The organism is Crinalium epipsammum PCC 9333 (assembly GCF_000317495.1).
GTDB lineage: Bacteria > Cyanobacteriota > Cyanobacteriia > Cyanobacteriales > PCC-9333 > Crinalium > Crinalium epipsammum.
Map to the genome: position 1 here is coordinate 3,925,798 of NC_019753.1, position 22,802 is coordinate 3,948,599.

Here is a 22,802-nt window from a genome sequence, read left to right on the forward strand (position 1 = left end):
GATTTATTGATCAGTAATTGCTAACTTGAGGCTTTTGCACAAAGAAGCGATCGCATCTAGTCCTTGTTCAGGTGTTCCCTCGTTTAAGCGGTTCACAAAAGCACTACCCACAATTGCCGCATCTGCGCCCCAGTCTTTGACCTGCTTGGCGTGTTCTGTGTTAGAAATCCCAAAGCCTATACCAATAGGTTTATCAGTGATGCTGCGTAAATCTAAGAGTATATCTTTGACTCGTGTTTCCAAACCAGAACGCATTCCAGTAACACCAGTAACGCTGACTAAGTAAATAAAGCCTTGAGACTGGCGAGCGATCGCTTCTATTCTTTCTCTAGGGCTGGTAGGCGCAACTAATAACACTACCTCAATTCCCCTTTCTGCTGCTGGTTTTAGCAGGGTTTCTGCCTCTTCTAGGGGTAAATCAGGCACTACTAACCCTTGGACTCCAGCTTGAGCAATTTGGTCTAAAAACTTTTCAATTCCTCGGTTTAAAATTGGGTTGTAATAAGTAAATAGGATAATGGGCGATCGCACATCTTTTCTAACGCCCTTAACCACAGATAAGACATCATCCAATCTGACACCGCGTTCTAACGCCCTCGTTGCTGCGGCTTGAATTACTGGACCATCTGCCAAAGGATCTGAATAAGGAACACCCAGTTCAATGATATCCGCACCAGAGGCATCTAAAATTTTTAGTGCCTTAGCAGTTGTTTCTAAGTCTGGATCTCCGGCGGTAATAAAGGGAATTAAGGCGCACTGATTACGATTACGCAAGGACTCAAAGCACTGAGAAATTGAAGTCATTTTTGAAATTTAATAGGGCAGCAGATTAGAGCAGAAATTTTAGCTTTTAAACAGAATACGGGGAGAACAGTTATTTTTAAATTTACTAATATCTCCCCTACTTATGGCGATAAGTAAAACTTATTTCTTGGCTCAAATGCCCAGAGCATAAGGAATACCAATAGCCGACAATCAAAAAACGGCATTTTATAGCTCAACTACGTGAAAACTAAATTATTTTAGCTGTCATCCTGAATACTTCCATGCTCATCCCCAGCCAAAGTGATTTTTTCAGCAGATTCTTGTTCTATCCGGGCTTGCAGCTTCGCAAGTTCTTCGGGAGTCAGTTCTTCGAGTTGCTTTTGGAATACCGCTTCTTTATAGTCTTTCACCTGCTGGTTATAAGTCATGTTTTTTGTACCGACTCGGAATAGGTAGGTTAGCAACCAACCTACTAACCCACCCATCAATAACAGTTGACTCCAGATACCAGCCTCAGTACTATCTAACCCCGCTACCTTGAACAGTAGATATGCTAGACCTCCGGCTGCAAATATCCCGATACCAATTCCAATTACATCAATTCGTCGCATCTAGTGCTGAGGATAAAATTTGTTTTAACTTTCAATCTGCCGCCGTTGAGGGCGAAAATTTAAAAATGGGCTGAGGAGTAGTAAACCTGGGAAGAAGAAAAACACCAGGAAGTACATAAAAGCACGCTCAAATGAGCTAACCACATACCACCGCTTTTGCAGGTAGATATAGAGAGCGAAAGGAATCACCAGCAAATAGGTTCCACCCAAAATCAAATACAGTAGCGCAACAAGCATATTTCTCCTGTGAGCGGTAAATTATAAACTAGCCTTCGTACCTGCTGTACCTCAGCGCGGATGGGGAGTAGGGGCGCAGATGAGCGCCGTTATCTTACACTTCATACCCGTCACTCAAGGGTCAGATCAGCAATACTCATTTTACAGCCTTGAGAAGTTTCTTTTAAAATTGCTTGTCAAAAAGCACCTATTAATGCTCAAATATAAAAGGCGGTGTGTTGAACACAAACAACTCGCTGCAATTACAAACGGGGGTGTGGCGGAATGGTAGACGCTGCAGACTTAAAATCTGTTGACCGTAATGGTCGTGTGGGTTCAAGTCCCTCCACCCCCATATAACAAAGCTTGATAGCACGAGATTTCTAGTGTGACTTTACCCATAACTTTGTCGTAACTGCAAGCTTATGGTTTCAAGAAGAAGCGGCAAGCTTATGGTTCCAGTTGAAGCTGACTTAATTATTAACTTTATTTTTGCCTAAATGTTTGAGAGAGCGATCGCTTGACCTGGCAGCCGTGCCAGGTATCGAGTAAGTAAGTAAAGCCAATGAATTCGTGAGAAACCTTCCCAGAAATAAGTTTACAGAAAGCTACCAGCGTCCAATGTAGATGGATGTAAGATAGACTATGAGGAATAGAAAATACAACGGTACGTTTTTGTACAATTCAGGAAAAAAGATATCCTGCTGAAAAACTCCCAGAAACGACCCTAAAACCACCCCTCCCATACCTAATAAAGAAACCACCCCATAAAGACGAACCAAAAACAAAACAAGAGAGAGACGAAAAGACGAGGCGCTCTCCCCAAACTGGCGAACTCTACGGAGGAAAAACAAACCCACATAAAATAAAGTACCATTCCCCACAAAAAACAAAAACGAAAACTCCTTTTTCTGCCACAAAACAAACGCTAAAGCTATCAACCCTAAACCTAGAGATGTGCTTCCTAGTAGCACACTTCGCCGAGCTTTTTTCGAGGCGAGAAATCCTGCCTGTCTTAGTTGGGGTTGTGAAGGAATGTATTTCTGTGGCTGCGGTCTAAGTTGTTCTTCCTGTTCTTGCTTCAACCTTTCTTCTAGTCTTTTTTGATACTCTTCCTGTTCTCGTTGCTTTTGTATTTTTCTCCTTGCTTCAACCTTTCTTCTAGTCTTTTTTGATACTCTTCCTGTTCTCGTTGCTTTTGTATTTTTTCTCCTTGCTTCAACCTTTCTTCTAGTCTTTTTTGATACTCTTCCTGTTCTCGTTGCTTTTGTAGCTCTAACTGTTTGTTTTTTTCTGCTTCTTGTTCTTTCCGTCTCTCTTCCTCTTTTAGTTTCTCCTGATACTTAGCAGCCAGAATCGGTTGTTCAATTCGCTGTGTATCTTCATATCTAAGTCCTAAAGACTGCTGCCAACTGTTGATTTGCTGCCGAGCATGACTGCTCAAAGGGTATTCTCGTTCAACAACTTTTGAGAATTCCTGTTGGTATTGCCGAAGTTTATTATTATACTCTTCCTGTTCTTGTGGTTCTTTTTGTTTTTGCTGTTGCTGTATTTCAGGAATAATCTTCTCTCTGATTGGCTCTACTTCTTCATCAGTAAGTTCATATCTTTTCTGAATTAGCTTTAATTCTTCCCAAATCCAATCATTATCAAGAGAAAATCCTTCAGCTAATGCTTGTGCCAGAGCCTTTTCATATTTCTTGAGATTTTCTTGTTTATTCTGAAGAGGAGCGAAAACTTCTCCTTCTATTGATTGGGCTTCTTCTTGAGATATTTGTAATCTCTTGCGCTCATCTTCTAACCAATTAAGAGCAAAAAGAGGAATTTTACCTAGCTTCAAATAACGCTGAATTTCTTTTCGATACTTCTCTTTAGGATCGATAATTTTGGTTTTAAAAAGATGAATCTTAGCTCCTTCCCTCACTGGATAAAACTCTGGGGTCATTTCGAGTTTCGCTTCAGATATTTCGTTTTTGGCATATTCATGTAATTCTTCTAAAGAAATCCAATCATTGCCACCTTGATCCGCTTTTCCGGTACAAACACCTTCTAAGAGATAATAGGTATAGACAGAAAGGTTAAATTCATCCTTAGCCCAAGCGTATTCGGTGGCACTAGCAGCAGTGAGTATGGCGCGTCCCTCACCTCCTAATTGCTCTTTAATTAAATCGTTAGCAGTACCTTTAGCACTTAATCCCTTAGCAAACGCCCCACTATGACAACAGTCGAGGATAATAGCCATTCTTTTGGATAGAGATTGATTCATCCACTGATGTACAAAATTTGATGAGATGGCAGTGGTAGGGCGTAATTTACCATTTTCCTTGCGAGTCTCATAAGTAGAAAAGAAAAATATTCCATGTTCATCAGTAATTCCATGACCAGAGAAGTAAAATAACAGGAGATCCTCTTTTTTTCGTTTACCTTTATCAAATAAATCATAAATAGCATCTTCCATTCGCTGTTTCTTAGGGTTCTTCAGCACAGTAATGTCAGATTCGTTAAATCCCCCTAACTCTGGATCTATCAACACTTCTTTCATTGCATCCACATCCGCAGAGCTTTTTGGTAAAGAGGCTAAATCTCCCGACTCAAATTGACCTACTGCAATTAATAAAGCAATTTTAGCCATCTGTGTTAGTCTTCTCTTCTATGGTTGAATTACTTTTTGCCCATTCCTGTGCTTTTTGGAAAGCAAATTCAAACTCTTCTCTGCTGCTGGCTTTGAGGTTGATTTCCCTACCGTCAGGAGTGTTGAGTGTTAACTCAATCTGTTTATTCCCCAAGCGATCGCCCAAAAATCCCATTAATTTTTTAATATTAACGGGATTAACCTTTGCGTTTAACAGTCCTAAAATGAAGCCACCGAAAGCCTTTGAACCTACTGGTGCTTGATTAACTGCCACCAAATCTGCGCTTTCTACGATTTCACTTTCCTCAAGTTGTTCTCGCAAGTTCTGAGTTTCTTCTTGTAACTCGTCGTTATCTAAATCGGCATCTTGAATGGCGATAGTGATCTCAAAATTAGCTTGTTGTGTCATATTTTCAATTTCCTTAAATAGAGCTTGATCTCAAATAAATACTATAAAGTAGCTCTGCTAATTACCATAACTGATGAATTAATTGCTAACCAGCTTTTGATACTCTACCATCTGTGCAAACGCCACCCTACATCTGTAGTAACAACTGCCTAACTTGATCGCGGATGAAGCTGGCTTTTGGCATAACTCATAGGGTAAATCCATTTGACCACCAAACTCATGAATACAGTGGCTATTCGCCAGCTTTAGATAACTTTGGAATTACATCAATTTTTATTCAGGCATTTAGCTGCTGCACGTGGATATCATATTGAGAAGGGTTTGAGCGATCGCCTACTCAAACCCTTCTCAATATGGTAAAAAATTATACTAACCGCTCTCAACGATTAGTCTATACTCCAGTAAATTGCCTAGTTTACAATTGGCTTACGAGATTGCAAATCAAACTTGTAGCCGTGTGGCAAAATATGTAACTTAGCTCCACAAATCGCTAATGGTTCATCATGTAATAGTTGATCCACATTGCAATGAGTAACGTCTGCAACATCAACAACTGTAACAGCGCCTTCTCCAACTACTTCAAACTTGCCATCATTAACTACCACAGCAGTATTCTCATCAATCCCAAATCCTAATACTGCTGGTTGTTGTGCCAACGCTGACAGTAAACGCCCCATACGTCCGCGCTGTAAGAAATGCTGATCTACCACCACTCCTGGCAGAAAAGCCATACCTGGTCCCATTTCTACTACATTTACACGGGGATTTGTTTCCGAATCTCCTTCAATAATCATAATGTCTGGCATCATTGCAGCCCCCGCGCTAGTCCCACCAACTACAATGCCTTCAGCGTAACGTTTGTGAATCACTTCATCGAGTTTAGTATTTTTAACTGCTGCGACAATACGAGATTGATCTCCCCCTGTAAAAAATACCCCAGTAGCATTCTCAACTGCTTCTATAGCTTTGGGATCGTTGGCATCTTCTTGTTGTGGAGTGTCTACGACTTGAATATGTTCTGCTCCAAGCCTTTCAAAGACGTTGATATAAGTCTCTCCAACTTCCCCCGGCAAAGATGTTGCTACAGTCATCACTACAATTCGAGCTTTAGTACCACCTGCGCGACGTATAAACTCTCGTAATACCTTACAATCGCCTTCTTTGTCTTCCGCTCCGCCAATAATTACCAACTGCCCACTAGGATTATTGGGCAGACTTTCTCCCGTTTGCATATTTTTCCAGATTTAATGTTGATTAAAGAACTTAATAAAGACAAACTGTTGTTTTTTTTATTAATTCTATTGGTTTCCCATTTAACAGGTTAGCTGATGATAAAGTTATAAAAAATACTCTTTTAGATATAAAAAATACGTTTTGAAAACAACTATTGATGAAACTATGTGCTTAAAATTACTAAAAAATCCAGCAAAATGAGGTTTGGCTGGATTAATTCTTTAGAAGGATAAAACTCATGGCATTAAAACTTAAGCTTGCTCTACAATCTCTTTCGCTTTATCTTTGATATCTTCTTTGAGATGAAGTGCTGCTGCTTGATCTTGCTTATGGTGACCTTCTATTTTATCTTTTTCGCTGCCAGTCATTTCACCCATAGCTGCTTGCACTTTTCCTTCAATATTCTTGGCTACTGCTTCTGCCCTATCTTCAATACTCATAATTTCCTCTTAAAATTATATTAATTCCTATTTATTAATATCGCTAAGATTGATAGCTGTTTGCATCATTCATTGGTTAGATTTATTTTAGGAAAAAATAATTTTTGTAAATATTTACTAATTTTTATATATAGCGATCGCACTGTATGTTCGCTGTTGTGTTTTAGGGGGAGAGGAGGGTTTGATAACTTTTATCTAACGCGCAAAATGTACAATTTGAATGCGCGGCACGCTTAATTGAATTTTCACGCTTCGGGCATATTACCCTAGAAAGAGAATCGGCTATCTGTGCGGAAACACAAAAATCTCAGCTTTAATTATCCTTGCTTAACTAAAACTTGTTCACCTTCTATCTTAGCTTGATAAACTTGCAAGGGTTTGTTAGCAGGTGGATTTAAAAACTTGCCGTCTGGAGTAAACTTAGAATTATGACACGGGCAAATAAATACGCTTTGATCTGCCTGCCATCCAATAATGCAAGCTTTATGAGAGCAAGTCGGATTTACGGCTAAAATTTTGTTAGCATCTTTAGGATCGCGGACTACTAATACTGCTTTTTCTGGAGATTGCTTTTGGAGAATTTGACCTTTACTATTTAAATCAGCTACCGTGCCAACCTGCTCGAATCCATCTGGGCGTTGAGATGGGGTTTGTGTTGGTGTAGTTGCTTGCTGATCGGACTGATCTGATATACAACCTGCGATCGCCACAGGTAACGAACTTGCCAGAAAACCTACACCTACCCAGTTTAAAAAAGCGCGACGATTCATAATTGTTAACTAACTAAACTTGTTTACTAAGTCGTAATTATGTATTGTAAAATAATTTATCTAAATCTGCTTACATAAATGAAAAATTCTTTTTACTTAATAAAGTAAGAAGACTTGACTTTTTAATTTTTAACCTCACAATTAATCTTTACAATCAGCTATTATAGTTAATTTAATACGTATTTAAATTAACATTATATAATTTACCAAGCTTTCTATGAACAGTTTTACTCGTACTTTTCGTAAATATCATCGTCGCCTTGCTATTATCATGTGCTTGCCCTTACTACTAACTGTGTTTACTGGTATCACTTATCCGATTTTGGGTGAATGGCTACACCAAGATAATTTAGCTGGATTGATTCTACAAATTCATAGTGGTAGTATTTTCGGCTTAGAGGCGGTTTATCCCGTATTAAATGGTTTGGGTTTGGCAGGGTTGCTAGTCACAGGAATGAGTATGACTAATCTGTTTAGAAGATGAACAGTTGCCATAACAGAAAGTGCGATGCCTACGGTGGGCTTCGCCAACGCTTGGTCTTTTCAGGATTTTGTAAGTATAAATACTTACAAAATTAATTTGCTTAAAAATTGCTCGAAGCCAATCTATTTTACCGACTTAGTGAAATTGTTGAAAGTTTGTTAAAATTTTATACCTATAGCGTCCTGACATACACCCAGAAAGCTGTGCTACCATCGGTAGAAATATTACTTTAATATTTCACTAATACACCAATGAGCAAGGTTCTGGTGTTAAATGCCTCTTATGAACCGCTCAACATCACTAGCTGGCGACGAGCGGTTGTTTTAATGCTCAAAGGCAAAGCAGAGCAAGTGGAACACAACGGCAAAATGTTGTATCCAGATTTCCCCTTGCCTACAGTCATTCGACTGCGCCATTATGTTCGGGTTCCTTATAAGGAAATCCCTTTGACCCGCCGAAATATCCTCCACCGAGACAGCCACTCTTGTCAATACTGTGGTTGCACAGGAGACGATTTAACCCTCGATCATGTGCTGCCTCGTTCTCGTGGTGGCGGCGATACCTGGGAAAATATTGCGACCGCCTGTGTACGTTGCAACGTTAAAAAAGGTAACCGTACTCCTAAAGAAGCCAATATGTTCTTACATCATCAACCTCGCCGACCTTACAGTAGTCTACACTTTGAAGTCGCCAAGCACGTCAAAAGTGGTACCCATAGAGAATGGCAAAAATATGTGATTGGTCTTTAAAACCCCTGTTGTTATAACACAGGGGTTTTTTCAACCTTATTACTCATTTAAATGCCGGAAAACACAACTTCTGATTGTGGGTAGGTTGCTAGGGGTTTTGCGACAATGATAGTGCGTGGAGCTAAAAAAAGGATGCAGTTAAAACCCAATGGCTGCGATGAACGGGGGAAGCAGAAGAAACTTTGAAAAGACGCGCCATGTTGCGTTTGTAGTGATTAACCGGAGATGATATTACCACCCCATCCCAAAAAACAAATTAAATCAGGTTAGGCACGTAACAACAATAATAAACTTTCATACCAGTATCCCCTTAGTCAATCTATCCGTATCACATAATTCATATACGCCAACGATATGTTATCGAATTCCCTTAAGCCGCTCAATGTGAACAATTCGTTTTTAGAAACCGAGTCTACAATTACAGACTCTAGCTTGGAGGAAGTACCGAGTGTTGAATCCCCAGAGGAGGAAGCATCTGTAACGAAGCCAAGGGGAAAAGCTAGTAATTTTCAGGGGCAATCAGAACCAGAGTCTTTGCTGAAGCTAAAGGTGGAGGAGTTGAAGCAGACTTTAGATCGTCATCGGGGCGATCGCCAAATAGTCTTGCTACAAGATTTTCCTGATCCTGATGCTTTATCTAGTGCCTGGGCTTATCAATTAATTGTTAAGCAATACAACATTAATTGCGACATCGTATATGCTGGCGCACTCAGCCACCAGGAAAATATTGCTTTGGTAAAACTAACAGGTTTACCAACAAAACGCTTGGCGATTCAAAATATTAAGGAAAAAGATTTAGCTGTTTATCAAGGGTGTGTGCTGATTGATAACCAAGCTACTACCTGTCATTTAATGTCAGTAGTGCAACAAGCAGGTATTCCAGTAACAGTAATTATCGATCATCACAGTATCCAGCAGGAATTAAACCCAGAATTTGCTGATATTCGTCCGAATACACGGGCAACAGCGACGATTTTAACTCAGTATCTTCAGTCAGGCTTACTCAAGCTGGATAGTAGTATCAATGAACACGTTAAGTGTGCTACAGCGTTGATGCACGGTTTGCGATCGGATACTAACCGTTTGATGCACGCGCAGGAAGAAGATTTTTTAGCGGCGGGATATTTAAGCCGATTTTATGATGCTCAATTGCTGAATGCTGTATTACAGACTTATCGCTCTAAGCGGGTGATGGATGTGATTGAGCGATCGCTTACTAACCGCTTAGTTAAAAATAACTTCTCAATTGCTGGTGTAGGTTATCTACGCTACGAGGATCGCGATGCTATTCCTCAAGCAGCCGACTTTTTAGTAACAGAAGAAAACGTCCATACAGCAGTTGTTTACGGTATTGTCCACGATGAAGATGAAGATTTAGAAGTCGTAATTGGTTCACTAAGAACTAACAAAATTACCTTAGATCCTGACGAATTTATCAAAGAAGCTTTTGATCGAGATAGTCAAGGGCGCTTTTTTGGTGGTGGACGCTTGATGGCTGGTGGTTTTGAAATTCCAATTGGGTTTTTATGTGGATTTAATGACAATTCAGAGTTTGCAAAATTGAAGTGGGAAGTTTTTGATCGGCAAATTAAACAAAAGCTACTGCGGTTGGTTAATCCAAGAGACAACCTTTTACCTTCTCAGGACAAACGGTAAACAATTAACAATTAACAATTAAACTTTGATTACTGAACTTTTCTTGATTCGTCATGGTATCGCAGGTGAGCCGGATAGTTATGCCAATGATGCAGAACGTCAGCTTACGGCTAAAGGGCATCAGAAAACCAAAGCAGTGGCAAAACGGCTGTATGAGATCGGTGTGCGGTTTGATTTGATTCTGACAAGTCCTTTAGTGCGATCGCGCCAAACCGCAGATATTCTTCACTCTGTTGGACTTAGTTCACGGGTCGAAGAATCTTCCTACCTTGCTCCTGATGGCGATTATTATGCTTGGTTGGGTTGGTTCCAACAATGGCGCGATACTCCTGCGGAGTCGCGTAGCGATCGCACTGAGTCTAAACTCTCTAAAAAGGGTAATAAAAGCCAACGATCCTTAATTCAGTTAGCTTTAGTAGGTCATCAACCTGATTTAGGCAATTGGGCAGAAATCTTACTTTGGGGTGATGCCAGTCAAAAACTTAGCCTCAAAAAAGCTGGATTAATTGGCATAACCATTCCAGCAACCACAACACCAGTCAGCCACAGTCAACTATTTTTATTAACTTCCCCTAAATGGCTATAACAATTATCAATTACCATTGCCCCTCTACCCCTCTACCCCTCTGCCCCCCTGCCCCCTGCCCCCTCTCTCTCAAAATGTATTCCTTTATGGGTTTGAGATAAGTTAACTTGAGAATGTTTACCTCACACGAAAGATAGAAAGATGACTGTCGGCGAGTACAAACCAGGCTTAGAAGGTATTCCTGCTGCTCAATCCAGTATCAGCTATGTCGATGGACAGAAAGGTATTTTGGAATATCGAGGTATCCGTATTGAAGAACTTGCACAACAAAGTACCTTCCTGGAAACGGCATATTTGTTAATCTGGGGAATACTGCCGACTAGGGAAGAACTGAAACAATTTGAGGATGACATTCGCTATCATCGCCGGATTAAATATCGCATCCGTGACATGATGAAATGTTTTCCAGAGACAGGACACCCAATGGATGCTCTACAAGCCTCTGCTGCGGCTTTAGGCTTGTTTTATTCCCGTCGCGCTCTCGCTAATCCAAATTACATCCGAGAAGCTGTAGTGAGGCTGCTGGCGAAGATTCCTACAATGGTAGCAGCGTTCCAATTAATGCGTAAGGGTAACGATCCGGTTCGTCCTCGTGATGATTTGGACTACGCGGCTAACTTTTTGTATATGCTTCATGAGCGAGAACCCGATCCCTTAGCCGCGCATATTTTTGATGTATGTCTCACGCTTCATGCAGAACATACAATTAATGCTTCAACTTTTTCTGCTAGAGTGACGGCTTCGACATTGACCGATCCTTATGCTGTAGTCGCTTCGGCGGTGGGAACCTTAGCTGGACCACTTCATGGTGGGGCTAATGAAGAAGTCATTACAATGCTGGAAGAAATTGGTTCAGTTGAAAATGTTCGCCCTTGGTTGGATACTAGCTTAGAACGCAAAACTAAAATTATGGGTTTTGGTCATCGCGTTTATAAAGTGAAAGATCCACGCGCGACTTGCCTGCAAGGTTTAGCTGAACAGTTGTTTGAAAAGTTTGGTCACGATAAGTATTATGACATTGCTATTGAGTTAGAAAAGGCAGTTGAGGAGAAGTTAGGACATAAAGGAATTTATCCTAATGTGGATTTCTACTCAGGTTTGGTGTACCGAAAAATGGGTATTCCTGAAGATTTGTTTACACCAGTATTTGCGATCGCACGGGTTGCGGGTTGGTTAGCTCACTGGAAAGAACAATTGGATGAAAACCGCATATATCGCCCTACCCAAATTTATAAAGGTGAACACGGAAATCCTTATATTGCGATCGAACAACGTTAGCTAGTAGGTTGGGTAGAACGAAGTGAAACCCAACATTAACTTAACTCGTTCCCAGTTTGAACCTGGGAACAATTTCCACAATTAATAATATATGTAACGAAAATCAGAGAGTTAAAGTGTACTATCCTTGATATTCAACTACAGTCGCGATCGCTATAACACTCTCTTCCACTATTAGCTGAATTGAAAATTAAATAACTAGGAAACAACCAGTGCAGCCACGTAAAAGCCCTAACCCAGATCAAAGTCAACGTTGGACAATACCTCAACTTGAGGGACTAGCAAAGCGTAATCCTTTAATGATTTCTCGCTGGGTGTTACGTTGGGCTTTGGTGGGGACGGTTTGTGGTATGTTCGCCTCTTTGTACTGGCACATATTGGAGTTACTGACACACCAATTTAGAGAATTCCAAGGTGTGAGTTTACTATTTGTGATGCCACTGGCTGGCTTGTTTGTTGGGCTGGTAATTCATTTTTTAGGGGATCCAGGTGAAATTGCTGTGATTGTGGATAATATTCACTTGCGTGGTGGACGCTTGGATACTCGCAAAAATCCTTCAATGATTCTTGCTTCCCTTGCCAGTATTGCGGCTGGGGGTAGTGCAGGACCAGAAGCACCTTTGGTGCAAGTTACGGGATCTTTTGGTACTTGGGTGGCGGATGTTTGGCAGCTAGAAGGTGAAGATTTAAGATCAATTAGTTTGGCGGCAATGGCTGCTGGATTTACTGCTTTATTTGGTTCGCCTCTTGGTGGTGCGATGTTTGCGTTAGAAATTTTGCACCATCAGCACGTTTTAGAGTACTACGAAGCATTAATGCCCGCGATTGTTTCTAGCTGTGCAAGTTATCTGGTATTTGCTGCAATCACACATTTAGGGATTGCACCTACTTGGAATTTTCCCCAATACAATCTGGACAATATTGATGATTTTGCCTCGGCGATTTTTTTGGGGATAATTGGGGCGGTGGCGGGATGGATATTTATGGGGATGTTTAAGGTGTGCGATCGCTTTTTTGCACTTATTCCAGGTCCTATCTATATCCGCACAACAATCGCAGGTTTAGGGTTAGGTAGCATCGCAGCGATTTTGCCACTTACCCGTTATTTTGGACATGAAGAATTAAACGAAGTTGTAAGTACAGGCTTTCCAGTGTTTTTTTTGTTAGCTCTTGCGGGTGCGAAAATGCTGACAATTAGCCTTACAGTTACAGGCGGTTGGCGTGGTGGGTTTATTATTCCTCTATTCTTTACAGGTGCTTGTTTGGGTAAAGCGGTAGCAATTTTAATTCCTGGGATGAATCCTGTGCTGGCGATGATTTGTACTATGGCGGCATTAAATGCAGCAGTAACACGGACACCTGTAAGTACGACTTTGTTGATCTCAAAACTAACTAATGTTAGTCCGTTTACTCCTATTTTGTTTGCTAGTTTGATCGGATTTTTTCTTGCGCCGAAATTACCTTTGATCAAGTCTCAACAGAAGTTGCCATCAGATGCGATCGCTGAGTGAAAAAATGTCAACTCAAGTTAAAGGTAAAACCCCACCCCCTGCCCCCTCTCCGTCCAAAGTGTAAGAAATGGACAAACTTTATGAGTAGGTGCTTTGCCTTGTTGACAGAAGTATATTTAGTAGCTACCTACTACAGTTACAAAATTGGTAACAAACCCTAAATTTTAGGGAAGTATTGCTTTACTAAGATTAGTGATGTTATTTAATTCTATGCTTACTCGTGTTCTCAGTTTGGCTATTGCACTAATCTCATTTACCGCTACAGCGCAGGCACAAGTTTTATCCATCCCCGAAGGTACAGATGGGTTAAGTCCCATTGCAGGTAAAATTACTAAGGTAGAGCAGCGACGTATCCCGTTAGGCGATGCTGTCACAGGTTCGGAAACTCGCGTAAATCTGCAATTTAATTTAGCAGGTTGTCTTGACAAGCTGATGCCATTAGTAACATATTCTCAGATTAAAAATCGGCGTGTTACTTTTTATGTAACTGCTATCAATGCTCACAATGAAGCTTCTAAAAGGGCAAGGTGTATTGCGATACCTCAAGCATCAGCACAGGTAAGCGTTCCAGGTGTTTTTTCACGTAATCAAATTAAAGTTGTCTTTCTGGGACAACCTGAACCTCAGACAGTTACTCAACGCAAGTAACCTGGAACCAGAAGAATGTCAAAAAGTACAGCAAATCCTATATTACGCAGTTGAGGTGTAAAGCTAATTAGTAATATTTTACCAATTTATTTGCCTACAGCCCCAACCCTTCATTCGTAAGGGGGGGGCTTTTTAAAATAAGCTGTTGTGTTTCTAATTTTGATGTTTTAGGGAGGGAGGAGAGAGGGGAAGAGGGTTTCATAACTTTTCTCAAGAGTTATAAAATGTACAAGTTAAATGCGCGTTAGCTTACTAATAAAGCACCAGCAATTATTCGTTTAATTAACATTCATATAGTTTATTATGGTTGAACTTTGAAAAAAAAATAGGTAAGTAAGTTACTATTTTTTGAATTTGCTATCTGCTATCTTTAGATAGAGGCGCAATTTAAGATTAAATGTATACAGAGTGAAAAATAAACTTGTATGAAACAAATTTTGGTGGTGGATGATTCGGCAACGATGCGACGAATGGTAATGGCATCTTTGCGTGGGTTAACAGAAGTAAGTTTTGATGAGGCGAGTAGTGGGTTAGAAGCGATTGAATATTTAGCAATGTCATCTATAGATTTAATGATCTTAGATTTAAATATGCCAGATATGCACGGTTTGGAGGTGCTGAAGTTTGTGAGAGGGCAGGAAAAATATCAAACTATCCCAATTATTATATTAACAACTAGAGGAGATGAATCAAGTCGGGGAGCAGCGATCGCAGCAGGTGCTTCACGTTACTTAACAAAGCCTTTTGATCCAGGTAAACTGGCTGAAGAGGCTAACGATTTATTGCAGGATGGGGAGATTTAATGTTAAATCGTGAATTAAAAAGTAAAACGACACTTATTTTAAAAGTTACTTGTAATTAAAAAAATTAAAATGGTGAGCCAATCAAAATAAATCAATGGGTAATTAACTCATGTCTACGGACGTTAATAATGAAAGCTTCTTTGCAGAATTTGCCGATGATTACTTTGCGGAATGTGAAGAACATCTGGAAATTTTGCGTCGAGATATTCTAGCTTTAGAAGATTTTGTTGATCGTCCCCAGATAGAGCGATCGCTACTAGAAGAACTATTCCGTAGTTTTCATTCCCTCAAAGGAATGTCGGGGATGATTGGCGTAAGAGAAGCCGAGCAATTAGCCCATGAAATGGAAAGTTATCTGCGGGCATTACGTGAAAAGCAAGTTACTCTAAATCAAGCTGGGATGGATGCCTTAATTACAGGCACAAAAATGCTGGATCAGGTAATTACTGCCCGTCGTACCCAAGCGCAAACACCTGATATTACCGACATTGTAGCCCAAATCAACGCTGTTCTTCCTGATAGTGAACCCGTAGAAAAATCAACAAATGTTACTTCTGCCTCAGCGACAAAACCATTAGCATCGCTAAATTTGAAGCCAGAAGAAATCGCCCAATTAGTTGCTGCTTTACATCCGGGTAAAAAGGCTTGGCAATTTGAATTTGCTCCGGTATCTGGTTTAGCGGAACGAGGAATAAATGTTAGCAAAATTCGGGAACGTTTACAACTATTAGGACAATTAATTCACGCAGCACCTCGTATTACCAGTACGGGAGGCATTACCTTCGATTTTCTCTTAGCTAGTGATGCAGATGAAAGCATCTTTGCTGAGTGGAAAAATGACGGCGTTACCTATACTCATTATTCCCAAGAGTCAAATATAGAGACAGTTGTAAAAACCCATATTAGTAAAGAAGAAGCAATTCCTCCACCTCCTGTAGTTACTCCCCCGCCGACGGTTACTGCTGCACCATCAAATGTAGTGCGCGTTGATTTAGCTCGTTTAGATGAATTAATGCAGATGGTTGGTGAGTTAGTAATTAGTAGAGCGCGTTTAGAAGATCATTTAAATAAGTTAGAAGCTAATGTTCCTGCAAAACAATTACGAACATTACGAGAAACTAACCTCGCTTTGGAACGACAATTGCGGGATTTACGCGAGGGGGTAATGCGGGTACGTTTAGTACCTATTAGTGAAATCTTTAGGCGGATGCAGTTTGTGGCGCGGGATGTGGCTAGAGAAAGTAATAAAAAGGTAACGGTAGAACTAAGGGGTCAGGAAACTGAAATTGATAAATTTGTAGTTGAGCGGATGATGGATCCGTTGCTGCATTTAGTCAGAAATGCCGTTAGTCATGGCTTAGAAGCAGAATCAGAGCGGGTAGCGCAAGGGAAGTCACCTGAAGGAAAGTTAGCGTTACGGGCGACTACAGCAGGGGAAATTGTGGTGATTGAAATTGAAGATGATGGGCGAGGGGTTGATCTTGAGGGGATTTCATCTAAGGCGAGAAAATTAGGCTTAATTGATGGTGATGCCATTGATATTAATACAGCTTTAGACATTATTTGTTCTCCAGGTTTTTCTACCCGCGAACAAGCTGATTTAACCAGTGGGCGGGGGGTGGGGATGGCTGTGGTTAAAAATACTGTGCAAGAATTGGGGGGTTTGCTCACGTTAGAGTCCAAAGTAAGGGAAAGTACTCGTTTTACTATCTACTTGCCTTTAACTTTAGCGATCGCAGATGCTTTAATTGTCACTGTAAGTAAACAAACTTTTGCAGTACCTCAGTCTTCAGTCCGCGAAGTTTTAGAAGTACATTCATCTAACATCACTATATTTGAAAGCAACGAAATTATTACTTATCGAGGTAGTGTTTTACCTTTACTACGCCTGACAAGCTTGTTTAAATTACCAGAATCATCAAACAGCCGTTTTTATGTAATTGTGGTTGGTACTGGTTTAAGTGCAGTTGGGGTTGCTGTAGATCAAATTATTGCTCAACAAGAAATTGTTGTGCGCCCTCTTACTGATCCTTTAGTTAAAGTTAAAGGCATTTCTGGAGCAACTGAATTAGGAGACGGACGGGTAGTTTTGATTATAAATACTACTGAATTAGCGATTAGCAATTAACAGTATTACTTTCTTCCCGTCTAAAGAATACCTATTTTTATAACCGCCAAAACGCCAAGTACGCCAAGAAAGAAGAAGAATACGAGCAGTAATTTTTTAGTGGGAAGAAAGTAATGTTACCTTTATTTTTAGCGACCTGTTTAAAAAATGTTAGATAACTTGAATGATTCTGAACCATTTATCCTTTTTGAACTTGCAGGCACAACTTATGCACTACGCAGTTATTTTGTGCAGCAAATGGAGATGATTGAACAAATTACCCCTGTCCCTAATGCTGCACCCTTTGTTGAAGGTGTGGTTTTTTCTCGTGGTCAAGTGATTCCTGCGGTGAATTTGCGTGTGCGCTTTGGGCTGGAAAAAATCCCTTATAATCCTCGTACCCGTTTGATCGTGATTCATGCAGGTAGCCGCACTGTGGGTGTAATTGCAGATACCGCCCGCGAATTTATATCTGTGCCAGTTAGTACTATTCAACCACCTCCAGAAGCAATTTCTGGGTTAAGTAGCAAATATTTAGAAGGCATCGTTACGTTAGGGGAGCGTTTGGTACTGATTTTGAATGCTGAGGAATTGCTTAATAGTGCAGAAATTGAGGAGTGATGAGTGAAAAATTCTCAGCCTTGATCTTTTTGTGGATCTGTACCGTTAAATTTTATAATATTAAATTAGGTCGCAAATTAATCCTAGAAAAAATTGATAAAAGGTAATTTTTCAAAAAATAAAATTAATTTAAGCTGATCGCTGACGGCTGAGGGGTTGGAATATATTCTTTTTGTTATTAACAGTTTTTTTAATTAATAAAGCTACTGTGAATAATTAGAATTAAATATAAGTTAATAGGAGAAATTTTTATGTCTGTATTTTCAATTGCAATTTTGGCGATCGCGGTTTTTTCGTTTGTGGCTGTAGTACCAGCTTTAGTAGCACGTAACTCTCAGTTTAAAGCAACAGTTGCTGAGGTTTATAGCCAAATTTCTGAAGAACTTACTAGAGTGCGATCGCAAAGTGAACAAATAATCAATCACACAGAGGAAATTGCCCAAAAAACCTCGCAATTAACCGAATGTCAGGAAGAGCAAGTGCGATCGCTTGACAAAATTACCAATGGTACTAACCAAATGGTAACTTCTCTCAAAGAAACAGCAAACCAAGCGGAATCGGTGGGAACCTCAACAGAACAGCTAGTTTCATCAGTCAACGAAATGGCAGCTTCAATTGAGCAAATTACTGGTAACACCGTCGAGTTAGCTTCATCTATTAATCAAACTGCGGCTTCAATCCAAGAAACTACTACTTCTATTCAAAGCGTCAACAATATTACTCAAGAAATGGCGACTTCGGCGACGGAGGTAACAAGTTCAATGACAGAAATGGCTGCTTCTATTAAAAGCGTTAGTCGTGATAGTGATAACCTTGCTACATCAATTAGTGAAACAGCCGCCTCTGTTGAACAAATGACTCGTTCAATTCAAGGCGTGACTAATAATACTGATGACTTAGCCAGTGCTGCGGAACAAACCACTGCCTCAATCAACGAAATGGCAGCTTCAATAGAGGAAGTTTCTGTTACAACTGAAAAACTAGCCGCCAAAGTTGAAGAAGTTGGCACAGCTATAGAAGAAACATCCCGTTCAATTCAAGGCGTAGCACAAAACGCTGAACGCATTACTGATGCTGCTTCTGGTTCCGCTACCAGTGCAGAACAACTTGATCGCTCAATTCGTGCAGTTAGTAATTTAACGAGACAAGCTGATGAAATTACCCGCAAAGTAGCCCGCGATGCCGAACTAGGTGGTGTCACCGTTCAAAAATCAATTCAAGGGTTTGTGCGTGTGCGAGAATCAATGGCGCAATCAACACAAGTAGTGCGCGAAATGGGCAAACGTACTAATGAAATTAGTAGCATTGTCGATACAATTAACTTAATTGCCGAGCGCACAAATTTACTATCTTTAAATGCCTCAATAGAAGCTGCTCGTGCAGGAGAAGCAGGGCGTGGCTTTGCTGTCGTCGCTGAAGAAATTCGCAATTTAGCAGATCGTGCAGCCCAAGCAACCACCGATATTGCCACAATTATTAAAGCTTTGCAAGGAGTAGTACAAGAAGCTGTCAGTTCATCTAACGAAGGGTTAAAGGTAGCGGATGAAAGCAATCGCCTTGCAGAAGAAGGTGCGATTGGATTAAAAACAATTTTGTCAGGAATTGAACAAACCAAACAACTGGTTAGTGAAATTAGCCGTGCTACCGAAGAACAAATTTCGACTGGACAAAATGTAGTTAATGCCATCAAAACTACCTCTGGACAAGCTAAAGAAGTAGCACGTGCAACAGTTGAACAAGCTAAAGCAATTAGTGCGATCGCGCAAGCAACTGGACAAATGCGAAAAATTACCCAGCAAGTAAATCAGGCAATGAATGAACAATCGCGTGCTGCCCGTGACGTAATCAAAGCTGCCCAAAATACTACTAATCTTGCTGAACAAGTGCGTAAAGCAATGGTTGAACAAACCAACGGCACGAATCAAATTATGCAAGTAGTAGAAGCGATGCGTAAAGGAGCTTCTACTACTGCTCGTGCTGTATCTGAACAAGCAACAGCAAGTGAGCAAATATCTAAAGAAGGAGAACGTTTAGCACGTTTGATTGCTCATATTAGCAAGGCAATGGGCGAACAAGCAACTGCGGCTACTCAAATCACGACAGCAGTAGAAAGTATGCGCCGTCAATCAAATCAAGTTGCTAAAGGAATGAGCGAACAAAACCTGGCGATTAGAGAAATTAACCCAGCTACACAAAATATTGCTAAACAAATGGCAACCATCACGCGCTCTAATCGGGAAAACTCTACAGTTTGTGAATATATACTCAATTCACTCACAGAAATTCGCTGTGTAACTGAAGTTAACATAAATGTAATCCAAGAAAACCAGCGAATCGCTACTGATTTGGTAGAAGAAGCGAAAAATCTCACTAACACAATTAACAATTATCAATTAACAATTAACAATTAACAATGACCGACCAATGACCAATTTTCCTCTCCTCCCTCCCTCCTCCCTCCAAAATGACCAGGTATAAAAATGTCCTCATCCAAGACTGCCATCAGTATCTTTACAACTGACAATCAACTGATAGTGCGTTCGTGGGATGATTGGTTGTCAAAGGCTACAGGTATGAGTGCGGATGAAGCTTGTGGCAAAAAATTAACTGTAATTGTCCCCGATTTAGAAGCACGAGGCTTACTGAAGCTGTTCCAGCAAGTACTTACTTCTGGGACAATTGAAACTATTGCTCCCACAGTTGATCGTTACTTAATTCCTTGTCCACCGTTGACACCTTCCCAGTATTTTGAGCGGATGCAACAACGGGTAACAATTTCACCGTTGCAATCAAGCGATCGCATTATTGGTACGATTGTCACAATTGAAGATGTCACCGCCAAACTCAATCATGAATGTGAGTTGGCACAACAACTATTGAGCCATGATGAAGATACTCGCATCCATGCTGTTGAATTGTTAACAACAGAAGAATCCCCAGAATCTCAGCCCAGCATAGTCACAGCAATGGCTGATGAAAACTGGCGGGTAAGGCAGAAAGTTGTTGATGGCTTGGCGCTACGAGGCGGCGAACACACAGCAGCTATGCTGCTACGGACTTTAAGGGAACAGCATCAAGATTTAGGTGTATTAAACAGTGTGCTACAAGTAATGGCACTGAGCAATACAGATACTATTCCAGCACTGATTGAATGTTTAAATGATTCTGATGAAGATTTGCGGATATATGCAGCACTGACATTAGGAGAACAACAAGATGTCAGGGCAATCCCAGCTTTAATTAAAGCTTTAGAAGATCCTAATGCCAATGTCCGCTATCACGCCATTGATGCGTTGAGCCAGTTACGAGCAGAAGAAGCTGTAGATGCCTTGACAACCTTGGCAGAATCGCGGAATTTTTTTGTGTCATTTCCGGCAATTGACGCTTTAAGGCGGATTGGTAATCCTGCTATTGCCCCCAGGTTAGTTCCTTTACTGGCAGATCAAGTATTGAGAGAACCAGCCGCGCTCACCTTGGGGGAACTTGGAAATGAAGAGGTAGTTGCCCCCTTGGTAGAACTTTTAAATACAGGGACAGCACCAGCCAAAGTAATTATCAAGGCGATCGCTAACCTCTACTACCGCTATGAAAAAGTTTATGGCGAAGGTAATCAAATTATTGATTTATTCAAGCAGTCGATTACTCAGCAAGGTACGGATAACTTCCTTAAGGCGCTTCACCATGCCAAGCACAATGAATTTCGCTCGTTTGTACTAATTCTAAGTTGGCTAGATGGCGAAGCCATAGAAGCAGCGATGACTGAGCTATTAAATTATCCAGCCGCCCGTGATTTGGCTAAAGTTGCCCTCGTCAAATACGGTAAACGAGTCACTAAGTTATTAATGGCACAACTAGCAGCCGCAGATTTGGCAACCAGTGAAGCTGCTATTGTCACATTGGGGCGAATTGGCGATCCTATTGCTGTGCCAGCAATGATTGAAATTTTAACGACAATTCCAGAGTTAGTAATTCCTACAGCCGGAGCATTAGCACAAATTGGCGATCGCCGTGCCTTTGAAGCATTACTAAGTTTAATTGGTCATCAAGATGTCGGAGTACGTCAGGCTGCAATTTCTGCTTTGGATTCTTTGGGGCATCCAGAGATGGCAGGGCGGATGGTTCAACTATTAAGTGATCCTGATCCTTTAGTAAGAGAATCAGCAGTAAAAATAGCGGGATATTTTGCTTATCCAGAGTGTGAACAGTTACTATTTGCAGCTTGCTCTGATCCTATAGAAATTGTCCGCACTGCGGCAATAGAACATATTGCTTATTTGGAAAACGAAAATGTACTAACAACTATTGCTCATGCCTTATATAATGAAACCCCGAAAGTGCGGACGGTAGCTGCTAAAGCGTTGGAACATCTAGATAGTAATAGTGCTTTTCCATTATTGCTTAGTGCTTTAAAAGATCCAGAGCCTTGGGTGCGATATTATGCTGCCCGTTCAATTGGCAGACATGAATATGTTGAAGCAATAGACGCTTTAGCACAATTAGCGCAAAGTGATGAAGCGAACCATGTGCGATCGTCTGCGATCCAAGCACTAGGGCGCATTGGTGGTGAGCGTGCTGTAGCTATTCTTGCACCATTAGTTTTAGTTACTGATAGCGAGGGAGATTTACCCCAAGCCGCGATCGCTGCTTTGGGCATGATTAAGCATCCAGACGCTTTACCAACATTGTTAGCTGTGGCGCGTAATGCCGATACTGTTAGCCGTCTAGCTGCGATTCGTGCGTTGGGTGAATGTAATGGTATTGGTGTAGCAGAAGCATTACAATGTATTGCACAATCAAACCCACAAACTGTGATTGTGCAAACAGCAATTGAGGCGCTGGCACGTTTGGCAATTACAGAAACTAACAGTAATTCACACAGAAGCTCCTCGATCGCCGCTTTAATCGATCTGACAGCAGAACCAACCAGGCGAGAAGCTTGCGTTACCGCATTAGCTAAACTGCGTGAACCACAAATTGCAGCAATTGCTACTGGGTTGACTCATCCTCGTAGTGGTGTTCGCCGTGCTGTAGTAGATGCACTGACGCGGTTAAAGCATCCCCAAGCATCAGCCTTTTTAGAGACAGCTTTAGAGGATAGCGATGGTATAGTGCGTTTAGCGGCTGTCACCGCTTTGGGATATTTAGGTAATCGCAGTGCAGAACGTAAACTGGTGATTTTAGCGCGTACAGATCCCGATCCCGCAGTCCGTCGCGCTGCCCAAAAAGTGTTGCAAATGTAAATCGTTTCTGAAGCTGTATCTCAGGTTACTGATTAATCATTCA

General features: G+C 40.9%; 21 protein-coding genes and 1 tRNA gene. 13 read left to right on the forward strand and 9 right to left on the reverse strand.

The genetic code is table 11. From position 1 onward, the window contains the following. Positions 1 to 3: 3 nt before the first annotated feature. From trpA to ndhL, 3 genes are all read right to left on the reverse strand, one after another. Positions 4 to 804, reverse strand: a complete 801-nt coding sequence (gene trpA / locus CRI9333_RS17125; RefSeq protein ID WP_015204435.1) for a tryptophan synthase subunit alpha — start codon at positions 802 to 804, stop codon at positions 4 to 6. 218 nt (positions 805 to 1,022) lie between these two features. Further along, entirely contained in the window at positions 1,023 to 1,376 is a 354-nt protein-coding gene (locus CRI9333_RS17130; protein ID WP_015204436.1) for a DUF3007 family protein, read from the reverse strand. Between the two features lie 24 nt (positions 1,377 to 1,400). Then, positions 1,401 to 1,613 carry an NAD(P)H-quinone oxidoreductase subunit L gene (gene ndhL / locus CRI9333_RS25840; RefSeq protein WP_015204437.1) on the reverse strand — a complete coding sequence of 71 codons (213 nt, stop codon included), beginning with the start codon at positions 1,611 to 1,613 and terminating at the stop codon, positions 1,401 to 1,403. Between the two features lie 250 nt (positions 1,614 to 1,863). Between ndhL and CRI9333_RS17135 the strand changes: the two genes are divergently transcribed. Beyond that, positions 1,864 to 1,947 (forward strand) — tRNA-Leu (locus tag CRI9333_RS17135). Between the two features lie 253 nt (positions 1,948 to 2,200). Here CRI9333_RS17135 and CRI9333_RS17140 read toward each other — a convergent pair. The 6 genes from CRI9333_RS17140 to CRI9333_RS17165 all read right to left on the reverse strand — a co-directional run bounded on the left by CRI9333_RS17140 (position 2,201) and on the right by CRI9333_RS17165 (position 7,076). Then, positions 2,201 to 2,677: a hypothetical protein gene (locus CRI9333_RS17140; RefSeq protein ID WP_015204438.1), complete on the reverse strand. Its 477-nt coding sequence runs from the start codon at positions 2,675 to 2,677 to the stop codon at positions 2,201 to 2,203. Between the two features lie 8 nt (positions 2,678 to 2,685). Then, positions 2,686 to 4,224 carry a caspase family protein gene (locus tag CRI9333_RS17145; RefSeq protein WP_015204439.1) on the reverse strand — a complete coding sequence of 513 codons (1,539 nt, stop codon included), beginning with the start codon at positions 4,222 to 4,224 and terminating at the stop codon, positions 2,686 to 2,688. Next, positions 4,217 to 4,633: a hypothetical protein gene (locus CRI9333_RS17150; RefSeq protein ID WP_015204440.1), complete on the reverse strand. Its 417-nt coding sequence runs from the start codon at positions 4,631 to 4,633 to the stop codon at positions 4,217 to 4,219. Before CRI9333_RS17150 ends, CRI9333_RS17145 begins: the two co-directional genes overlap by 8 nt. Positions 4,634 to 5,043: 410 nt before the next feature. Then, positions 5,044 to 5,865 carry a cyanophycinase gene (locus CRI9333_RS17155; RefSeq protein ID WP_015204441.1) on the reverse strand — a complete coding sequence of 274 codons (822 nt, stop codon included), beginning with the start codon at positions 5,863 to 5,865 and terminating at the stop codon, positions 5,044 to 5,046. Positions 5,866 to 6,117: 252 nt separating this feature from the next. Next, positions 6,118 to 6,306 carry a CsbD family protein gene (locus CRI9333_RS17160; protein WP_015204442.1) on the reverse strand — a complete coding sequence of 63 codons (189 nt, stop codon included), beginning with the start codon at positions 6,304 to 6,306 and terminating at the stop codon, positions 6,118 to 6,120. Between the two features lie 317 nt (positions 6,307 to 6,623). Next, positions 6,624 to 7,076: a QcrA and Rieske domain-containing protein gene (locus CRI9333_RS17165; RefSeq protein ID WP_015204443.1), complete on the reverse strand. Its 453-nt coding sequence runs from the start codon at positions 7,074 to 7,076 to the stop codon at positions 6,624 to 6,626. A gap of 217 nt (positions 7,077 to 7,293) precedes the next feature. On the opposite strand from CRI9333_RS17165, the gene CRI9333_RS17170 reads away from it, so the two are divergent. From CRI9333_RS17170 to CRI9333_RS17225, 12 genes are all read left to right on the forward strand, one after another. Beyond that, positions 7,294 to 7,560, forward strand: a complete 267-nt coding sequence (locus CRI9333_RS17170) for a hypothetical protein (protein ID WP_015204444.1) — start codon at positions 7,294 to 7,296, stop codon at positions 7,558 to 7,560. A gap of 251 nt (positions 7,561 to 7,811) precedes the next feature. Further along, a complete protein-coding gene (locus CRI9333_RS17175; RefSeq protein ID WP_015204445.1) occupies positions 7,812 to 8,309 on the forward strand; it encodes an HNH endonuclease in 498 nt (165 codons plus the stop codon). Positions 8,310 to 8,663: 354 nt separating this feature from the next. Continuing rightward, entirely contained in the window at positions 8,664 to 9,965 is a 1,302-nt protein-coding gene (locus CRI9333_RS17180) for a DHH family phosphoesterase (RefSeq protein ID WP_015204446.1), read from the forward strand. A 25-nt stretch (positions 9,966 to 9,990) separates the two neighbouring features. Then, positions 9,991 to 10,551 (forward strand): SixA phosphatase family protein, encoded by a 561-nt coding sequence (locus CRI9333_RS17185; protein WP_015204447.1) that lies wholly within the window; start codon positions 9,991 to 9,993, stop codon positions 10,549 to 10,551. Positions 10,552 to 10,692: 141 nt separating this feature from the next. After that, positions 10,693 to 11,829: a citrate synthase gene (locus CRI9333_RS17190; RefSeq protein WP_015204448.1), complete on the forward strand. Its 1,137-nt coding sequence runs from the start codon at positions 10,693 to 10,695 to the stop codon at positions 11,827 to 11,829. Between the two features lie 212 nt (positions 11,830 to 12,041). Beyond that, positions 12,042 to 13,340: a chloride channel protein gene (locus tag CRI9333_RS17195; protein WP_015204449.1), complete on the forward strand. Its 1,299-nt coding sequence runs from the start codon at positions 12,042 to 12,044 to the stop codon at positions 13,338 to 13,340. Positions 13,341 to 13,550: 210 nt separating this feature from the next. Continuing rightward, the gene (locus CRI9333_RS17200; RefSeq protein ID WP_157462342.1) at positions 13,551 to 13,988 is read left to right on the forward strand and encodes a hypothetical protein; all 438 of its coding nucleotides are present in this window, start codon (positions 13,551 to 13,553) and stop codon (positions 13,986 to 13,988) included. 425 nt (positions 13,989 to 14,413) lie between these two features. Continuing rightward, a complete protein-coding gene (locus CRI9333_RS17205) occupies positions 14,414 to 14,791 on the forward strand; it encodes a response regulator (protein WP_015204451.1) in 378 nt (125 codons plus the stop codon). Between the two features lie 109 nt (positions 14,792 to 14,900). Then, positions 14,901 to 16,919, forward strand: coding sequence for a chemotaxis protein CheA (locus CRI9333_RS17210; RefSeq protein WP_015204452.1), 2,019 nt, complete (start codon positions 14,901 to 14,903; stop codon positions 16,917 to 16,919). Between the two features lie 147 nt (positions 16,920 to 17,066). Continuing rightward, the gene (locus tag CRI9333_RS17215; protein ID WP_015204453.1) at positions 17,067 to 17,519 is read left to right on the forward strand and encodes a chemotaxis protein CheW; all 453 of its coding nucleotides are present in this window, start codon (positions 17,067 to 17,069) and stop codon (positions 17,517 to 17,519) included. A 251-nt stretch (positions 17,520 to 17,770) separates the two neighbouring features. Continuing rightward, a complete protein-coding gene (locus CRI9333_RS17220) occupies positions 17,771 to 19,930 on the forward strand; it encodes a methyl-accepting chemotaxis protein (protein ID WP_015204454.1) in 2,160 nt (719 codons plus the stop codon). Between the two features lie 69 nt (positions 19,931 to 19,999). After that, on the forward strand, positions 20,000 to 22,759 hold the full coding sequence (locus CRI9333_RS17225) for a HEAT repeat domain-containing protein (RefSeq protein ID WP_015204455.1): 2,760 nt from the start codon (positions 20,000 to 20,002) through the stop codon (positions 22,757 to 22,759). The last annotated feature ends 43 nt before the right edge of the window (positions 22,760 to 22,802 follow it).